We start from the raw sequence: 18,420 nt of genomic DNA, 5'->3' as shown, positions 1-18,420 counted from the left end.
TCGCCCTCATGCAGTTGCGCTTCACTTCACTCGCTATGACCAGCTTATGGCGGGACTTGCACCCGCAGGAGTGCGCCCATGCTGGGCGCACAAAGGAAAACGCCGCGGAATTGTGTTCCGCGGCGTTTGCGTTCAGAGACGACACCGATGATGTCGTGTCACATCCTGAACTTTGGGTGAACGCTCGCGTGCTTCACTCACTGCTACACCGGCGTTTTATCCATTGCCTTCGTGTCAGGCCGCAACGGTTCGCACAGCAGCAGCCGCGATCGCGTCGCGCGCAGCAGCCAACGCCGCTTCCGCTGCGTCCGGACCCATGTTCAGCCCTTCCGCATAGATGAACGTGACGTCGGTCATGCCGAGGAAGCCGAGGAACGTGGTCAGGTAAGGCGTCTGCGAGTCGCCAGGCGTGCCGAGATACTTGCCGCCGCGGGCCGACACGACATACACCTTCTTGCCCTTCACGAGGCCTTCCGGACCGGTCGGACCGTATTTGAACGTGACCCCGGCGCGGGCGATAAAGTCGAAGTACGTCTTCAGTTGCGACGAGATGCCGAAGTTGTACAACGGCGCACCGATCACAATCACATCGGCGGCCTGCAACTCGGCGATCAACGCATCGCTGCGCGCCGCAACGGCTTGCTGCTCGGGCGTGCGCTTGTCAGCCGGCGTGAAGAACGAACCGAGAATGTGGTCGTCGAGGTGCGGCAGCGAATCGTTATACAGATCACGGACGACGACCCGCGCGCCCGACGTCGACTGTTGCAATTTTTCGGTCAGTTCGTTCGAGAGCAGCGTCGAGTGAGCGCCTTGCGAGCGGGCCGCGGAATTGATTTGCAGGATCGTGGTCATCCGAGTGACTCCATTTAGGGGCGCAATGTTGCGCGAGTGGAGGCATTCTGAATGCTCAACGTCAGCTGAAAAAGTAGTGTCGCAGCGACGGATTGTTGCAAGATTGGAACAATCCCGTCGGGCACTCGGACCGAGCATGGCGACTGCGGCGAGACGTGCGCGACGGCGCCGTATGCGCCGGCTCCCGCTGCGGCAGCGGGGAGAACGGATCAGTTTCCCAGCCAGCGCGTGCGCCAGCCGCGCGAAGCGTCGGACCCGCGACCGCTGGCTTCATCCGCGCGTTTCCCTGATTTCACCGGTTTTCCGGACTTGCCCGCCTTCCCGGATTTACCCTGCGCGTTTTCTTTCACCGTGAGCCTGTAACGCAGCACGTCCGGCTCATCCAGCTTCAGCTGCACGACGCGCAACTCATCGCGCCGGAACGCGTGCACTTCGACCTTCGCACCCGGCACGTAACGCCCAAGCAACGCATCCAGGTTCGATCCGGTGACCCGCAGGCCATCGAGCGCAACCAGCACGTCGCCGGCCGACAACCCCGCTTTCTGCGCGGCGCCGCCGTCGTACACGACGGCCAGCGCGCATTCCGCGCCGCTGCGCGCACGCGCGCCGAGCGACGGCTTCGCGTTCGTCCCGGCATCCGGCACGAGCTCGATGCCGGCGGGCGCCAGCAACTGCGCGAGCGGCAAGTCCCGCGTACCGTGCACACCGTGCGCAAAAAGGTCCGCCAGATCCGCGCCGGTCGCTTCGGCAAACAGCGCTTCGACATCGCTCTCTTCGACGCCCACCGGCTTGCCGCGGTAAAAATCGCGGCCGTAGCGCTGCCACAACGCGCGCATCACATCGTCGAGCGAGCGGCGATGCGCGGTCTGCGCACGAATCGTCAGATCGAACGCCAGCGCGACGAGCGAGCCCTTCGTGTAATAGCTGACAATCGCATTGGTCGCGTTCTCGTCCTGCCGGTAGTACTTGACCCACGCGTCGAACGAACTTTCGGCGACGCTTTGCTTCAGCCGCCCGCTGCCGCGCAGCACGCTGCCGATCGTCTTGCCGACCATCGTCAGGTAGTCGTCTTCGCTGATCACACCGCTGCGCACGAGGATCAGGTCATCGTAGTACGACGTAAAGCCTTCGAACAGCCATAGCAGCGACGTATAGTTCTCGCGCGTCAGATCGTACGGCGCGAACGCGGCCGGCTTGATGCGCTTCACGTTCCATGTATGGAAGTACTCGTGGCTGCACAGGCCGAGGTACGTGCGGTAACCATCGGTCATTTCCGCGCGGCCCGCGACCGGCAGATCGGTGCGATTGCAGATCAGCGCAGTCGATGCGCGGTGCTCGAGACCGCCGTAGCCGTCGCTGACCGCTTGCGTCATGAACACGTAGCGATCAACCGGCGCCTTCTTCGACTTCGGCTCGAACAGCGCGATCTGCGCTTCGCAGATACGTTTCAGATCGGCCGCGAGCCGCCGCATATCGAGCCCGACCACGCGCCCCGCGATCACGATATCGTGCGGCACGCCATGCGCTTTGAAAGTCGCCAGTTCGAACTCGCCGAGCGTGACCGGATGGTCGATCAGTTCGTCGTAGTTTTGCGCCTGGTATTCGCCGAAGCCATAACGCTTTGTGCCGCGCGCTTCCGGCAGCGCGGTCGCGACACGCCATGAGCGGTACGCCGGACCATCGGGCTGGCGGATGTCGACCACGCATTTCGCGTCTTCATGGCCCAGCGCCGACAGAAACACGCTCGTGCCGTTGAAAAAGCCGACGGTGTCATCCAGATGCGCGGCCCGCACCGACATATCCCATGCGTAGACCTCATAGCGCAAGGTCAGCGCACCGCTCACCGGCGCGGCGCGCCACGTATGCTTGTCGGTCTTGTCGAGACGCACCTTGCGGCCCGCGTCGTTGAACGCGCGCAGCGTGACGATATTGCGTTCGAACTCGCGCACCATGTAGCTGCCCGGAATCCACACCGGCAGCATGAAGCGCTGGCCGTCGGGATGGGGGTCGGCTACGGTGACGGTGACTTCGAAAAGATGGGCGGCGGGTTGCTTCGGGACGATGGTGTAGCGGATCGGCTTCATCGGCGGGGGACGGTCGGGGGGGAGTGATGCAGATGTGATGCGGCGCTCGGAACGCTCGGGGCAGCCGGCCGAATGCTACGTCAGCATCCATCGGCCAGCACCCGATGCCGCACGTTCAATGCACTGCGGCCAGTTCCTTGTTCAGCTGGTCGGCAGGGACCGCCCCCGGCAAACGCCGGCCGTCGGCGAGGAACACCGTGGGCGTACCGTTCACGTTCATCGACTGGCCAAGCGACAGGTTCTTGTCGATCGCCGCGGTGTCGCACGTGCCGGCCGCGGTCGGCTGCTGACGCTCCTGCATCCACGATTCCCAAGCCTTCGCGCGATCGGCCGAACACCAGATCGACTTGGCCTTGGACGTCGAGTCCGGCGACAGCACCGGGTACAGGAACGTGTACACGGTGATGTTGTCGATCGACTTCAGCGTGTTTTCAAGCTGCTTGCAGTACGGGCAGTTTGGATCGGAAAACACCGCGATCTTCCGGCTGCCGTCGCCTTTCACCACTTTGACCGCGTTGCCGAACGGCAGGCTCGCGAAATCGATCCGGTTCAGGTCGGCGAGGCGCGCCTCGGTAAGGTTCTTGCGCGACTTCGCATCGACGATGTCGCCGAGCACGATATAGTCGCCGTTCGCGTCGCTATACAGAATTTGCGTGCCGAGGTTCACCTCGTAAAGCCCGGCGATCGGCGACTTCGACACGCCTTTGATCGCGACGTCGGCACCCAGGCGCGACTGCAACGTCGACTTCAGCTTGTCGGTGGTCTGGTCGGCCTGCGCGGAGCAGCCGAGCGTGACAGCGGCGACCGCCAACGCGAGCGCGGCTATGCGAATACGTTTCTTCATGTCTGAACTCCCTGTTCGATGCCGCCATTGCACACGAAGTACCTGGCGTTCACATGCGCGATCGCGCACGCGGTGGATACTGTTGAGATCGGCCGGTGCCGGCACCGGTCGTCGCGCTGTTCATTGTGCTTATAGCATCGGATGCGCCTGGTCAGGCTCGACCGCACGCACCCGCTGTTTCCGTTTACGGCTTGCCGGCCCGCGGCTTGACACCTGTTCCGGGACGCGACGTCAGCCGAGCGCCGCCGATACAAGCCAACGCTTGATCAGAGGCTGCCCGCCGACCACCGCCATCCCCGCATTGCGCACCGCGCGTGCGATGAAACCGGGTACCGCGAAGAGCCGCTGCAAACCGTCGGTGGCGATCATCAGCGCGCGGATGTCCTCGCTGCGTGAGCGCTCGTAGCGACGCAGCAGCACCATGTCGCCGAGATCGCGGAATGCCTCTTTCTTCGCGATCACATCGGCAAGCGACGCGACGTCGCGCAGCCCCAGATTCATCCCCTGCCCCGCGAGCGGATGGATCAGATGCGCGGCGTCGCCGACCAGCGCGACGCGCGGCGCCGCGAGCCGGTCGACCGTCTGCAGCGCGAGCGGAAAGCCCTTGGCCGGCGTCACGCATTCGAGCGCGCCAAGCGCGCCCATCGTCACGCGTTCGACTTCGGCTGCGAGCTGCGCCGGCGCCAGTGCGATCAACTCTTCAGCATGATCGGTATGCGCGGACCAGACTAGCGACACATGGCCGTCAGGCAGCGGCAGCAACGCGATGATTTCGCCGTCGCGGAACCATTGGTATGCGGTTTCGCCATGCGGCCGTTCCGCCTTGAAGTTCGCGACCACGCCGGTTTGCCGGTAATCGCGCCGGTCGGCCTTTGAACCGATCTGCGCGCGCACCCACGAATGCGCACCGTCCGCGCCGACCACGAGATCCGCTTCGAGCACGTTGCCGTTCGCGAGCCCGATTGTCGCGCCGCGCGGCTCAACGTCGAGTCCTTGAGCACGGGCGTCGAACCACGTGACGTTCGGCTGGAAGCGCAGCGCGGAATCGAGCGCCTGTTCGATCAGCGACGATTCGGCGATCCACGCCAGTTGCGGCACTGCGGCCTGGAACGCGGAGAAATGCAGTTCCGCGTGGGCGTCGCCGTAGACACGCATGTCGTACACCGGCGACAGCCGGGACGTATCGAGCGCCTGCCAGACCCGCAGCCGTTCGAGCAATGCCTGCGAACTCGACGACAGCGCGTACACGCGCGAGTCGAATACAGCGTCGCGTGCAAGCGGGGCACAGTGCTGCGCGAGCAGCGCGACACGCAAGCCGGCCTGCGTCAGCGCGAGCGCGGCCGTCTTGCCGACGAGCCCGCCGCCGATCACCGCGGCGTCGAAGGTCTGGTGGTGAGCATTCATCCGCGCATTATAGCCGCGCGGGGTTGCTGGATCGGGGTGCGCGGCGGGCGCAAGCGCCTGCACGGCTCCGTCCACGCTCCTGTGCGCAAAGCAATCTCTATGATGCCGGCGCGCATCGGGCCGCCGGGTTCTGCGCGGCATGTCACCTTCTGATTCTTACAGAAACTCGTGAGCGTGGAATACGGCGTGGTCGACTTGCGTGCACCAAGCAAAAGGTGGTGCATAGGCAAATTGCAGAAATTCCTGCAACCCGAATCAGCGCGTTCGTAGAGTCAAGCGCCGTTTCACTGGATATGTTTGAAAAGACCTTCTTGAAAGGTCGCATCAGACATTCGATCCGGAGAACTTATGCCTAAACAGGGTTGGTCGAGCGCGGCATGTGTACGCGTTGTTCGCGTGCTCCTCATGGGGCTCATCGTTGCTCTTGCAACGGATGCCTATGCGAGCGGCGGCGATGCTTCATGCTTTGGACTGTACTCGCGCTCGCGTGCGGTACCAGGTACACGCGGATGCGCGATCAGCGTCGCCGGTGGCACGCCAGGCGGGATGGGCAACTATAGCTGTATCAACAGGCTTGACCTGATCGACAGCTTCTGCAACACGCCCACGGCGTCGGCACCCGAGGCGAGTTGTCCGGTTGGCGATCCTGTTTATCCGGCAACGGGCGTCACGACGCTCAGTGAAACGGATTTTGTCAGCGGTGGCGATACACCGCTGGTATTCAAGCGAACCTATCGTTCTTCGCCTTTCGTGCGGACCGACGCTGGGTTCGGCACCAACTGGTTTCATAACTGGCAACGGCAGCTAAACCTGGCGAAAGCAGGTGAAGTCTCGCCGCAGGTTATCGCGTATCGCGACGACGGGACCAAACTGACGTTCATCAAGGATGCCGGCCAATGGAGAGCAACGGGCGGCACGCCGTTCACGCTCACTGAAAGCGCGTCGGGCTGGATGGTGACGGACCTCACAACCGACACCAGCGAAACCTATTCAGCGAAGGGCGTATTACAGACAGTGCGCACGCACGAGCGGCGCGTGACGACGCTGACCTATAGCGACGCCAACACGCCAACTTCCGTTGCGCCCGAACCCGGCCTGCTGATCGAAGTGACCAGGCACGCGGACGACTCCGTGCCTTATTACGACCTCGTGCTGCGCTTCGCGTACGACGCGAAGTCGCGGATCACGCAGTTGACTGCGCCGGGCGGTGCGGTGACGCGCTACGGATACGACCAGCACGACAACCTGGTTTCGGTCACATGGCCCGACGGCTATCTGCGGCGATTCGCATACGAGAACACGGCGTTCTGGACCTTGCTGACAGGCGTAATCGACGAAACCGGTTCGCGCATCGCCACGTGGACATACGACGCCAAAGGCCGGGCAATCGCGGTCAGCCATCCGGACACGACGCGCAACATGCAGTTCGCGTACGGCGACGGGAAGACAACGGTCACCGATAACCGACAAAGCACCACGCTGAACTTTGCGCAAATCGGTGGCGTACAGCATCCGGTAAGCAGCAGTTCTACTGCGGGATCAACGAGTAGCACATGGGATGCGTCGGGGAATCTGCTCACAGACACGGCAGCGGACGGTAGCAACACCGAGTTCACCTATGACGCAATTGGCCGTCCGGTGCGATCGGTACGACGCAATGATCAAGGCACGCAGATCACCACCATGCGATATGCGGACAGCACGAGCCTGCGCCCGTCGCTGGTGGCGATGCCGGGAAAGATTCGCGCTTTCGTCTATGACACCGCAGGCAACGCGACCGGCATCAGTGAACTGACGACGGATGATCCGACCGGCGCACGCGGACTCGATGCGTCGACGGCTGGTGGCCAGAAGCGTACGTACGGAATGACGTACGACTCATTCAATCACCTGAAGACGATGCAGGTGTACACGAACGGCGTGATGAGTTCGAACTGGCGGATGACCACTGACGCGACGGGCAATAGTCGCGACTGGCTCGACTCCGTCAGCGGCCGGACGGCGGGCATTTACCTGAGAGATGCAAGGCAGGAATTCCACGCGGACCGGTGACAAAGGCGATTGAAAAAGATGTCGCAGAAAATAGCGGTGCACAGCTCGGTGTCGGACAAGGACGTACATTCAGCGTTACTGTTGACGGCACTGTCATCGAATATTCAGCGTATCGACAATCGCCGGATCTGATTCGAGTCGGGTCGCTACGCCCTATCTTGTAAGGACAGACAACAAGGTATCTCGATGTCCCGTTCATTATCAATTCGCGAACACGAGCTATTGGACTTTTTGCTCGACGTTAATCGACCGTTGTACGGTGAGCGCGTCACGCTCTGGAAGAGGCAAATCGCAACATGCCGCGTACGCGAAATCGACACGCCGTACTTTCTCGCCGTATGTCATGACGACGAGGTCGAACAAAGTGGCTGCGGAGCAGTCACTCTGGGACGAGAGTTGATTGCGCTCGACCAAGGCGTTCCGGTCTTGATATACGTGGTGTTGATGAAAACGCCCACGCATTGGATCGTCGACATCTTTAATGTGGACAGGCTTGACGGAGAACCACTCACGGCGTACCCGGAAGCTGGCAATGGCTTGATGATCATGGAGGCTGGCAAAAGGGTCGGCGGAGCAGATTGGCGGTCGGTGTACGGGGAATCTGATCTTCCGCCCCCGTCGAAGTTGGAATAGACAGGCCAGTATCGTTCCGATGCAGTGCATCGTTCTATGGTAGACGTGGCGCTGAGAATTCAGTCAGCCGCATAAGCAGTGCGCCCGGTTTCCCACATGGCGCCCATTCCCACAGCAATCAAGACGTCGCACAGATGATCCTGCCGCATCGGAGGTTGCGTGCTCAATGCAATTGAGAATGGAGAAAGAACTGAGGGCGCAAGCGGCCGCGACCCGGATGATTGAGTTCGTGAAAAGCAAGATTTTCTTGGGCGAGAGGGATGATTTTTTGCCACTGTGGACGCGGGCGACCGACGCCCAAAAGGCACTCGATTGCCTGCCACCATCCTGGTCAACGCTTTACTTCGACGCGACCGACATCGACCTTCCCAATTTTTTCGAATGGGTTAGAGCGCTACTTCGCTTCGAAGGGGGTACCGAGTTCGCTGTACTCGCGCTTAGCCCCGACCCCTTCTCGTATTTTTACCCCCACTTCCATAAATACCCAGCATTCCTGGTTCGGAACGAACACTCACTTGACGACTACTACGCCTTTTTGCATGCCGATCCTGGCGACAGCCCTGCGGATGCGTTGGCTTATAACGCTCAGGAATACGCACTTCACCGGTTTCAGGAAGCTGGTATGTCTTGGGTAATCGAAGATCGGAAACTGGACGGCTCGTTGCCGAGCAAAGGGTTATCGATTTCAGTCGCCGGCACTATCCGTATTTTTTTGACGACAAGGACAAGCTTCCATGGCTGCAAACAAGATGAGGCTGCGATGCCCAAAGTCTGCATGTATCGGGATACTTCGATCTGTTCATGGAAATTGCGGCGGTAAAGATTATGGGACGACATGACAACAAGGTACCCCCGATGTCCCGCTCACCAGCAGTCTGCTGTTCGCGAGTGCAAGTTACTGGACCTTATGGATGATCGTGCCGCCTCGACGACTGCGCGCAATGCGATCGCGAACGGAAGGGAATTGAGGGCGGGGCGGTGGCATCGTCCAGAGCTAACGGCGAGTTTCCTGGTTTCAGAGGATCGCAAAAATGAAATTGGCGTTTGACCTTCTGAGCGACGTAAATGCGGCGCATCCCTACGTACTGGTTGGGCTTCTGGGCGACGCGGAGACGCACCGGCCAGGTTGCTTCGAGCCATTTATGGAACTAGCGGTCGAAAAAGGCGACAACTTGAAACTCTCCATTTACCCAACGAAAAGCAGCGTTTCGCTAACTGTCGAACAATGGGAAGAGATTGCACAAAAAGCCCGGAGGTATCACGCGCGCATGCTTGCTGGCGGCGAGGAATGGTGACAGAAATAAGCCCAACCTACACAGCACGCTGCGGTTGCAGCAAGCTGGGCGAAGAATCGCAGTTGCCTGGCGTCGGAGGACGTGGGACCGGTCGCGCCCCACCCGCCTCTTACCAATCAAGGCCCCCGAACGCGCTACAATTGCGACCTATCGAGCAGAAATCCGGTACAAAATCGTGATTCGCGAACGCCCGAATCCGTACTGCCTGTCTCGTCCCCGAATTCCCTTTACGACTTCCACCACGCCGTTTCCGCCAGATCGTGCGAGATGCGCCACAAAGCCGTAAAACGCTAATCCAGAAAGGTTTTCCATGAGCTTGAAATGCGGCATCGTCGGCCTGCCTAACGTCGGCAAGTCCACCCTGTTCAACGCGCTGACCAAGGCGGGCATCGCCGCCGAAAACTATCCGTTCTGCACGATCGAACCGAACGTCGGCATCGTCGAAGTGCCGGACAAGCGCCTGCAGGCGCTTGCCGGAGTCGTGAAGCCCGAGCGCATCGTGCCCGCAGTGGTGGAATTCGTCGATATCGCGGGCCTCGTTGCCGGCGCGAGCAAGGGTGAAGGGCTGGGCAACCAGTTCCTCGCGAACATCCGCGAAACCGATGCGATCACGCACGTGGTGCGCTGCTTCGAAGACGACAATGTGATTCACGTCGCGGGCAAAGTCGATCCGCTGTCGGATATCGAAGTGATCAATACCGAGCTTGCGCTCGCCGACCTCGCGACCGTCGAAAAGGCGCTGACGCGCTACGCGAAGGCCGCGAAATCGGGCAACGACAAGGAAGCGGTGAAGCTGGCCGCAGTGCTCGAAAAGGTGCGCGCGCAACTGGATCAGGCAAAGGCCGTACGTGGACTCGATCTGAACGACGAAGAACAGGCGCTGATCAAGCCGTTCTGTTTGATCACTGCGAAGCCGGCGATGTACGTTGCGAACGTGAAGGAAGACGGCTTCGAAAACAACCCGCATCTGGAAGCGGTGCGCAAGTACGCGGAAGGTGAGAAGGCGCCGGTGGTCGCGGTATGCGCGGCAATCGAAGCGGAGATCGCCGACCTCGCCGACGAAGACAAGGAAGTGTTCCTCGCCGACATGGGCATGGACGAACCGGGGCTGAACCGCGTAATTCGCGCGGGCTTCAAGCTGCTCGGTCTACAGACGTATTTCACCGCGGGCGTGAAGGAAGTGCGCGCGTGGACCATTCATATCGGCGATACCGCGCCGCAAGCCGCCGGGGCAATTCACACCGATTTCGAGCGCGGCTTTATCCGTGCGCAGACCATCAGCTTCGATGATTACATCGCATACAAGGGCGAACAGGGCGCGAAGGAAGCCGGCAAGATGCGCGCTGAAGGCAAGGAGTATGTGGTGCACGACGGCGACGTGATGAACTTCCTGTTCAATGTTTGAGCGTGCACGCTTTTAAGTGCATGCCAGCACCCCGATGCCGGCCGACACGATGACCCTCGACGATCTCCACAAAGAATTGCTCGCCTTCCGCGACGCGCGCGACTGGCGGCAGTTTCATACGCTGCGCAACCTGATCGTGTCGGCGAGCATCGAGGCCGGCGAACTGCTCGAAACCGTCCAATGGAAAACGGACGACGAGATCGACGCGCTCGTCGCCGACCCTGCTCAACGAAAACATCTCGAGCACGAATGCGCGGACGTGCTGATGTATCTGATGCTGATTGCGGACAAGGCCGGCTTTGACCTCGTCGAAGCTGCCGCCGACAAGCTGAAACTCAACGAGACGCGCTATCCGGTGGAAAAAGCAAAAGGCAAATCCACCAAGTATTCAGCGTTGTAGCTCGTCAATTTGCGCGGACCCAGTCACGCACGCCGCGTGATGCCTGTCCGACGTCAGCCGTGTTCGGCTTTCACATCGCCACAATCGATCGCTTTGGATTGCGCGCCGCGTGAAGTCGTAACAAGCGCCGCACCGAGCGCCGCGCGAATCGCCGACATTTGCCTCGGCGAATCGGACAACACCGCATCGATGCCCAGGCATGCCGCTGCGCGATAGTCGTCGGCGTTATTCACCGCGATCGCGACGATCCGCACATCGGGCTGCTGACGGAAGCACGCGACGGTTGCCGGCGTCCACAATGTCGCGCTCACTTCCGAGCGTCCTTCGCCGAGGGTGAATTTCTCAGTCACCGTCAACGCGCGATGCATTTCGAACGCGGTCCACGTGTGCGCGGCGGGCGCATCGCCGCAACTGCCCGCCAGCAGCGTGTGCACGAGACGCGTCCGCGTCGCATCGCGCGACTCGAAAAGACGCGCCTGCGGATAGACGGCAAAGCTGCGCTGATACGCGTCGTCGGTTGAATAGAGCGTCACGCGCGACCACGCGTCTTCATCGGTCAGCACGCGAGCGACGGCCAGGGTTTGCGGCCCGGCCGGCAACGCTTTCATATCGAGGATGACGGGCATACCCGCCGGAATCGCACGCAGCGCGTCGCGCAGCGTCGGCACAGGAACGGGCGCGGCGCGATACGGATACGCATCGCCAACCTTGAAGGTCCAGCCCGCATTGATACGCGCGAGTTCCGCCGCGGTGCGCGACGCGACCGGCCCGCTCGCGTCCGTCAACGCCGACAGATCGGCCGGACGATACAGCACCGGTACGCCGTCCGCGCTCAGCTGAACCGTTAGCCAGATCGCATCGGCACGGTTAGCGATAGCGGCGTGAATCGCTTCGAGTGTGTTTTCCGGTGCATCCGCGGTGCCGGCGCGATGGGCCACGATGCGCGGCAGCGTCGACGCCGCCATCGCGTCCGACGGCTGCGCCGCGGAGCCCGCTCCGCACGCCGATACCAGTAGTACCGCTGACAGCGCGGAGGCCGCGCAGATCGTTCTGAACACGTGAATTCTCGCTTTGAGCGTCGAAAGAGTAAGTACGAGTCTATGAGGCGCGAACGCCGGCGGGTCGTTGTATATCATTACTGGCGCCACACTCACTCAAACAACACGAAAAATGACCATCGGGACCGCGTGTCGATCGACGCGCCCTTTGCAAGGTTTGATCGCAGCCTGCGTGCTGCTCTTCTCGACCGGGGTATTCGCGTACCAACCTCCGGCCAGCACGCCTGACGAAGCGGATCTCAGCAACCACAACACCTATCGCAATAGCGACGGCGAAACCGTGCACGCACCCGCGCGCTCGCGCTCGGGCAGCGCGCCCCAAGGCGCGACGGCGCGTTGCGGCGACGGCACATACAGCTTCAGCCGGCATCGCAGCGGCACCTGTTCACGCCATGGCGGCGTAGAAGCCTGGCTTTGACACACTACGCATCGACGCTGTCCGGGCATCAGCAGCATCGCGCGCTGCCCTCGCCGCACGCGCGCCTCCGGTCGCGAAGTACAATGGCACCTCCTCCCGCCGCACGCCCAGGCCGCTGCATCGTACGAACCGTCGCGTCACGTACCGACCATGCACCAGCGCAGCGCGGGAGCCGGTCCCAGCCGGTCAACGCGCGCTGCCACGTCGTCGGGCTCGAAGCGAACAGGCTGTGCCATCCACCCCACGCCGCCCGCCACGCGCAATACTGGCCAGCGGCACCAACGCCCAATTGCAAGCAAATGGCCCAATACGTCTTCACCATGAACCGGGTCGGCAAGATCGTGCCGCCCAAGCGTCAAATCCTGAAGGACATTTCGCTGTCGTTCTTCCCCGGTGCGAAGATCGGCGTGCTCGGCCTGAACGGCTCGGGCAAGTCGACGCTGATCAAGATCATGGCCGGCGTCGACAAGGACATCGAAGGCGAAGCAACACCGATGCCGAACCTGAACATCGGCTATCTGCCGCAAGAGCCGCAGCTCGATCCGCAAAAGACCGTGCGCGAGGCCGTCGAAGAAGGTCTCGGCGACATGTTCCAGGCGCAGAAGAAACTCGACGAGATTTACGCCGCGTACGCCGAGCCGGATGCGGACTTCGACAAGCTCGCCGCCGAACAGGCAAAGTACGAAGCGATCCTCGCGACGGCCGACGGCGGCAGCCCCGAGCAGCAGCTCGAAGTGGCCGCCGATGCGCTGCGCCTGCCGCCGTGGGACGCGAAGATCGAGCATCTGTCGGGCGGCGAGAAGCGCCGCGTCGCGCTATGCAAACTGCTGCTCGAGAAGCCCGACATGCTGCTGCTCGACGAGCCGACCAATCACCTCGACGCGGAATCGGTCGACTGGCTCGAGCAGTTCCTCACGCGCTTCCCGGGCACGGTGGTCGCGGTCACGCACGATCGTTACTTCCTCGACAACGCCGCCGAGTGGATTCTCGAACTGGACCGCGGCCACGGCATTCCGTGGAAGGGCAACTACAGCAGCTGGCTCGATCAGAAGGAAGACCGGTTGAAGCAGGAAGAGGCATCCGAGTCCGCGCGCCAGAAAGCGATCAAGAAAGAACTCGAATGGGTGCGGCAGAACCCGAAGGGCCGTCAGGCGAAGTCGAAGGCGCGTATCGCGCGGTTCGAGGAACTGAGCAGCCAGGAATACCAGAAGCGCAACGAGACGCAGGAAATCTTCATTCCGGCCGGCGAACGACTCGGCAATGAAGTGATCGAGTTCAAGAACGTCAGCAAGTCGTACGGCGATCGCCTGCTGATCGACAACCTGAGCTTCCGGATTCCGCCGGGTGCGATCGTCGGCATCATCGGGCCGAACGGCGCCGGCAAGTCGACGCTGTTTCGCATGCTGACCGGCAAGGAGCAGCCGGATTCAGGTGAGATCGTGCAAGGGCCGACGGTCAAGCTCGCGTATGTCGATCAGAGCCGCGACGCGCTCGACGGGACCAAGACCGTGTTCGAGGAAATCTCCGGCGGCGCCGACGTGCTGACGGTCGGCAAGTACGAGACGCCGTCGCGCGCGTATATCGGCCGCTTCAACTTCAAGGGCGGCGATCAGCAGAAAAACGTCGGCTCGCTGTCGGGCGGTGAGCGCGGCCGGCTGCATCTGGCGAAGACGCTGATCGCAGGCGGCAACGTGCTGCTGCTCGACGAACCGTCGAACGACCTCGACGTCGAAACGCTGCGAGCGCTCGAAGACGCGTTGCTCGAGTTCGCCGGTTCGGTGATGGTGATCTCGCACGATCGCTGGTTCCTCGACCGGATCGCGACGCATATCCTCGCGTTCGAAGGCGACTCGCAAGTGACGTTCTTCGATGGCAACTACCAGGAGTACGAGGCAGACAAGCGCAATCGGCTCGGCGAAGAAGCGGCACGGCCGAAGCGTCTGCGCTATAAGCCGATCAGCCGGTAACGCCAGGCGGTTGGCCGCGGGTCGATTCGCGCTGGCGCGGGTCGCGCGCGCGGGCGGTGGGCGGTGGGCGGTGGGCGGTGGGCGGTGTGTTTACCACGTGTCTATCGCCCGTCTATCGATGAAGCCCGCGCCTTCGCTTCAACCAATGTCCGCGGTCGCGGCGCGAAACACCGCGCCGCATTTCGCCCCAGCGACGGCATGCCGTTTGCTGCACGATGCGCTATGTGGCATCACTTGCGGCCAGCGCACAACGAACTCACAGCAAGCGCGTTTCGCCGTGCAGCGCACGGCCACGAGGAGGCGGCATGACGATGTCGGTGGGCAAGCGCGTAGCGGTCGGCGTCGTCGCGATCGTGGTTGTGCTCGCGATCGTCGCGCTTGCTGGCTTGCACTTCGTGCAACGGGAAGTAAGAGAGCGCGTGATCGCCGCGCTTGGGCCGCTCGGTAGCGCCGAACAGATCGATGTCGGCTTCACGTCGATCCGCCTGACGAATGTGCGGCTGATCGCACCGAAAGGCTGGCCCACTTCCGACACCCTGCGCGCCGCGCAAATCACGCTTGTTCCAGATCTGCATGACACACTGACGCGGCGGCGAGTCCATATGCGCGAAGTGGTGGTCAGCGATTTCACGCTGACTGCGCTGCGCACGCCGAACGGCACGATCGAATTGCTGCCGAACCTCAAGCAGTCGGTGAGCCGCAGTTCGCCCGCCGCCAGCGCGCCCGGCGCGCCGCCCCCATTGCCCGCTGAAAAACTGATCGACCATATCCGCTTCGAACGCGGCGCATTCGACTTCTACGATCAGATGGTCAGCCAGCCGCCGTATAAGGTCAGCGTGACCGACGCGAATGCCACAGTCGATCACATTCATCTTCCGGATCTCAACGAACCGACCTCCGTGTCGGTCGCGGGCTCGATCAAGGGACCCGAACATACGGGCAAGGTCGCCTTCGGCGGCTGGATGAAGATCGCGAACAAGGACTCACAACTGAGCACCACATTACGAGGCGTCGACATCGTAATGCTCGATCCGTATCTGCTGAAGAAGGCCGGCGCAAGAGCACGTGTGACCGGCGGCACGCTCGACCTGAACGTCGAATCGACGGTGCGCGATTATCACCTTCACGCGCCCGGCACGATGACACTGCATCATCTGCAACTCGCCGAATCGGATAATCCGCTCGACACGTTCCTGTCGATTCCAACGCGCGCCGCGGTCGCCGCATTGAAGAACCGTGGCGATGAAATCACGCTGCATTTCGTGCTCGACGGCAATTTGCGCGACCCGAAATTCAAGCTCAACGAAAGCCTGATGACCGAACTGCGCGCGAATTTTGCAAAGGCGCTGGGCGTCAGCGCGGAGGGCGTCGCGAAGGGCGCGGGAGAGACGGTGAAGGGCCTCGGTAATGCGCTGAAGAATCTGCTTGGGCAGTGAGTAGAAGCGCTGGGCCTTTGCCTCGCGTCGGCGATCGGGTGACGCTATGCGTCACTCGTCGCGCCGCACAAGTTCATCCGGGAAGCAGCAACGCCGACGCCACGCGCTCACACAGGCAACCCCAGTTCGCGCAGCTTCGCCTCGGTCTGCGCCGCACTCGTGTGATGCACGCCATGCCAACCGAGCGCGTTCGCAGCCTCCGCGTTTTTCAGGTTGTCGTCGATAAAAACCAGCTCATGTGGCGCGAGGCCGGGCAGGTGTGCATCGATCCGCTCGCGCATCATGCCGAAGATCGCTGGGTCCGGCTTCACCAGCCCGACCCGCCCCGACACGACGATATCGCGAAAGCGCCGCAGCACCGGGAAGTTCTCCCACGCATACGGAAACGTCTCCGCCGACCAGTTCGTCAAGCCGAATAGCGGCACGCCGGCCGCGTCGAGCTTGTCGACCGTCGCCACGCCATCGTGCAGCACGCCTGCGATCATTTCGTGCCAGCGTTCGTAGAACGCGCGAATCAAGGCTTCGTGGTCCGGAAACCGCTCGATCAGCTCCGCGGTGCCTTCGGCAATCGGCTGGCCGCCGTCCTGCCGGATCACCCAGTCCATCGTGCATACATGCGACAGGAACCACTGGCGCTCGGCTTCATCGGGAATCAGCACGCGGTACAGGTACTGCGGACTCCAGTCGATCAACACACCGCCAAAATCGAACACGACTGCCTTGATGGTCATGCAAGCTCCGTTGTGTTTCGTTCAATCAGATCGCTTTCGTACGCGTTTCGAGCCACGCCTTCGCATCGCCTGACACATGCGGCGCCACGCGCGCGCGCACTGTCTCGTGATACGCATTGAGCCACGCGCGCTCGTCGTCGCGCAGCAGCGGCAACGCGATGCAGCGCGTGTCGATCGGACACAGCGTCAGCGTTTCGAACTCGAGGAAGTCGCCAAACTCGGTTTTGCCGGCCGCGCGGTTCAACACCAGGTTTTCGATCCGGATGCCCCACTTGCCCGGCCGGTAGATACCCGGCTCGATCGACGTGATCATGCCCTCTTCCATCGCGGTCCACGCTTCGGCGGGCGCGTAGTGCGAGATGACCTGCGGCCCTTCGTGCACGTTCAGGAAGTAGCCGACGCCGTGGCCCGTCCCATGACCGTAGTCCGCGCCGGTTTCCCAGATCGGCGCCCGCGCGATCGCATCGAGCATCGGCGAACGGATACCGCGAGGAAAGCGCGCGCGCGACAACGCGATCGTGCCTTTGAGCACCGTCGTGAAATCGCGGCGGTGCGCGTCGTCGATCTTACCGATTGGCACGACGCGCGTGATGTCAGTGGTGCCGCTCAAATATTGACCGCCTGAATCGATCAGCAGCAAACCGTTGCCTTCGATCGTTGCATGCGATTCCGGCAGCGCCCGGTAGTGCGGCATCGCGCCGTTCGCGTTGAACGCGGCGATCGTCGAAAAGCTCAACGTCACATAGCCCGGACGACGCGCGCGCGCCGCGGTCAACCGCTCGTCGACCGTGAGTTCGGTGATCGTCTCGCGACCCAGCGCGCCCTCGAACCATGCGAAAAACTCTGCGAGCGCCGCGCCATCCTGTTCCATCGTTGCGCGCACGTGCTCGGCTTCGGCCTCGGTCTTGCGCGACTTGAAGAACGTCGTCGGATTGACCCCTTCGACGATCTTCACATGCGCCGGCACCGACTTCAGCATGCCAAACGTGACGCGCCGCGGATCGGCCAGCAGCGTCGCGCCGGCGGGCAGCGCGGCAAGCGCATCAGCCGCCATCGGATACGGCTCGACGCGGATGCCGTCGCGTGCGAGCGCGTCGACGAGCGTCGCGGGCACCTTGCCTTCGACGACGAACAGCGACGCGTGCTCGAGCCCGACCAACGCGTGCGCGACGAACACCGGGTTGTAGTTCACATCGGCGCCGCGCAGGTTCAGCAGCCACGCGAGATCGTCGAGCGTCGAGATGAAGTGCCACTGCGCGCCCTGCTCCTTCATTGCGCGGCGCAGCCGATCGAGCTTTTCCGCCCGCGTCACGCTTGCCTGCGGCGGCGTATGTTCGTAGACCGCGTCGGTCGGCAACGACGGACGCTGCGGCCAGATCGCGTCGAGCAGATCGACGTCGGTGCGCAGCTTGACGCCGCGCGCGATCAGCGCGTCGCTGAGCGCACGTGCCGCTGCAACGCCCAGCACCGCGCCGTCGACGCCGACCGTGCCGCCCGCCCGCACATTCTGCGCAGGCCATTCGATGTGCGGCTGCGTCTGCTGGCCGCCCATCATCTTCATCAACTGGATGCCGGTGCCGGCCAGTTGCGCTTCGGCCTGCACCCAATAGCGGCTATCGACCCACAGTCCGGCAAAGTCGGCCGTCACGGCAAGCGTGCCGACCGAGCCGGTGAAGCCGGACAGCCACTCGCGTCCTTTCCACCGACCCGGCAGGTACTCGGACAGGTGCGGATCCGCGGACGGCACCAGATAAGCGGCAAGGCCTTCGCGCGTCATCGCATCGCGCAATTGCGCAATCCGCTCGGGAATCGACGCGGTTTCGGGGAGTCGGACGTTCATC

At 62.4% G+C, this 18,420-nt stretch carries 16 protein-coding genes; 9 read left to right on the top strand and 7 right to left on the bottom strand.

Annotated features, from left to right (window positions below):
• Positions 1-234: 234 nt before the first annotated feature.
• From BX592_RS27830 to BX592_RS27815, 4 genes are all read right to left on the bottom strand, one after another.
• On the bottom strand, positions 235-852 hold the full coding sequence (locus BX592_RS27830) for an FMN-dependent NADH-azoreductase (RefSeq protein ID WP_134196504.1): 618 nt from the start codon (positions 850-852) through the stop codon (positions 235-237).
• 209 nt (positions 853-1,061) lie between these two features.
• Positions 1,062-2,936 carry a M61 family metallopeptidase gene (locus BX592_RS27825; RefSeq protein ID WP_134196503.1) on the bottom strand — a complete coding sequence of 625 codons (1,875 nt, stop codon included), beginning with the start codon at positions 2,934-2,936 and terminating at the stop codon, positions 1,062-1,064.
• Between the two features lie 115 nt (positions 2,937-3,051).
• On the bottom strand, positions 3,052-3,780 hold the full coding sequence (locus BX592_RS27820; RefSeq protein ID WP_134196502.1) for a DsbC family protein: 729 nt from the start codon (positions 3,778-3,780) through the stop codon (positions 3,052-3,054).
• 231 nt (positions 3,781-4,011) lie between these two features.
• Entirely contained in the window at positions 4,012-5,184 is a 1,173-nt protein-coding gene (locus tag BX592_RS27815) for a UbiH/UbiF family hydroxylase (protein WP_134196501.1), read from the bottom strand.
• A gap of 405 nt (positions 5,185-5,589) precedes the next feature.
• On the opposite strand from BX592_RS27815, the gene BX592_RS27810 reads away from it, so the two are divergent.
• The 6 genes from BX592_RS27810 (at position 5,590) to BX592_RS27785 (ending at position 10,969) form a co-directional block, all read left to right on the top strand.
• Entirely contained in the window at positions 5,590-7,236 is a 1,647-nt protein-coding gene (locus BX592_RS27810) for a DUF6531 domain-containing protein (RefSeq protein ID WP_166676483.1), read from the top strand.
• Between the two features lie 186 nt (positions 7,237-7,422).
• Complete coding sequence (locus tag BX592_RS27805; protein ID WP_134196499.1) at positions 7,423-7,869, top strand: hypothetical protein; 447 nt, start codon at positions 7,423-7,425, stop codon at positions 7,867-7,869.
• Positions 7,870-8,047: 178 nt separating this feature from the next.
• Positions 8,048-8,689 carry a hypothetical protein gene (locus tag BX592_RS27800; RefSeq protein WP_134196498.1) on the top strand — a complete coding sequence of 214 codons (642 nt, stop codon included), beginning with the start codon at positions 8,048-8,050 and terminating at the stop codon, positions 8,687-8,689.
• 211 nt (positions 8,690-8,900) lie between these two features.
• On the top strand, positions 8,901-9,164 hold the full coding sequence (locus tag BX592_RS27795; protein ID WP_134196497.1) for a hypothetical protein: 264 nt from the start codon (positions 8,901-8,903) through the stop codon (positions 9,162-9,164).
• Between the two features lie 310 nt (positions 9,165-9,474).
• Positions 9,475-10,569: a redox-regulated ATPase YchF gene (ychF, locus tag BX592_RS27790; protein WP_134196496.1), complete on the top strand. Its 1,095-nt coding sequence runs from the start codon at positions 9,475-9,477 to the stop codon at positions 10,567-10,569.
• Positions 10,570-10,585: 16 nt separating this feature from the next.
• Positions 10,586-10,969, top strand: coding sequence for a nucleotide pyrophosphohydrolase (locus BX592_RS27785; RefSeq protein ID WP_243849757.1), 384 nt, complete (start codon positions 10,586-10,588; stop codon positions 10,967-10,969).
• A 53-nt stretch (positions 10,970-11,022) separates the two neighbouring features.
• Here the strand turns inward: BX592_RS27785 and BX592_RS27780 are convergent, their stop codons facing one another.
• A complete protein-coding gene (locus BX592_RS27780) occupies positions 11,023-12,027 on the bottom strand; it encodes a glycerophosphodiester phosphodiesterase family protein (protein WP_377681645.1) in 1,005 nt (334 codons plus the stop codon).
• A 112-nt stretch (positions 12,028-12,139) separates the two neighbouring features.
• Here BX592_RS27780 and BX592_RS27775 point away from each other — a divergent pair, with 112 nt between their 5' ends.
• From BX592_RS27775 to BX592_RS27765, 3 genes are all read left to right on the top strand, one after another.
• Positions 12,140-12,445: a DUF3761 domain-containing protein gene (locus tag BX592_RS27775; RefSeq protein WP_134196494.1), complete on the top strand. Its 306-nt coding sequence runs from the start codon at positions 12,140-12,142 to the stop codon at positions 12,443-12,445.
• A 299-nt stretch (positions 12,446-12,744) separates the two neighbouring features.
• A complete protein-coding gene (ettA, locus tag BX592_RS27770; protein ID WP_134196493.1) occupies positions 12,745-14,412 on the top strand; it encodes an energy-dependent translational throttle protein EttA in 1,668 nt (555 codons plus the stop codon).
• Positions 14,413-14,717: 305 nt separating this feature from the next.
• Positions 14,718-15,848, top strand: a complete 1,131-nt coding sequence (locus tag BX592_RS27765) for a DUF748 domain-containing protein (RefSeq protein WP_134196492.1) — start codon at positions 14,718-14,720, stop codon at positions 15,846-15,848.
• A gap of 107 nt (positions 15,849-15,955) precedes the next feature.
• On the opposite strand, the gene BX592_RS27760 is transcribed toward BX592_RS27765, so the two are convergent.
• Together BX592_RS27760 and BX592_RS27755 are read right to left on the bottom strand one after the other, a co-directional pair.
• A complete protein-coding gene (locus BX592_RS27760; protein WP_134196491.1) occupies positions 15,956-16,579 on the bottom strand; it encodes an HAD family hydrolase in 624 nt (207 codons plus the stop codon).
• Between the two features lie 25 nt (positions 16,580-16,604).
• Positions 16,605-18,419 carry an aminopeptidase P family protein gene (locus BX592_RS27755; protein WP_134196490.1) on the bottom strand — a complete coding sequence of 605 codons (1,815 nt, stop codon included), beginning with the start codon at positions 18,417-18,419 and terminating at the stop codon, positions 16,605-16,607.
• Position 18,420 lies beyond the last annotated feature (1 nt).

Origin of the sequence: Paraburkholderia rhizosphaerae, assembly GCF_004366595.1 — a bacterium.
GTDB classification, from domain to species: domain Bacteria; phylum Pseudomonadota; class Gammaproteobacteria; order Burkholderiales; family Burkholderiaceae; genus Paraburkholderia; species Paraburkholderia rhizosphaerae.
The sequence above is the reverse complement of the archived record's forward strand: the minus strand, read 5'-3'. Positions and strand labels throughout refer to the sequence as shown.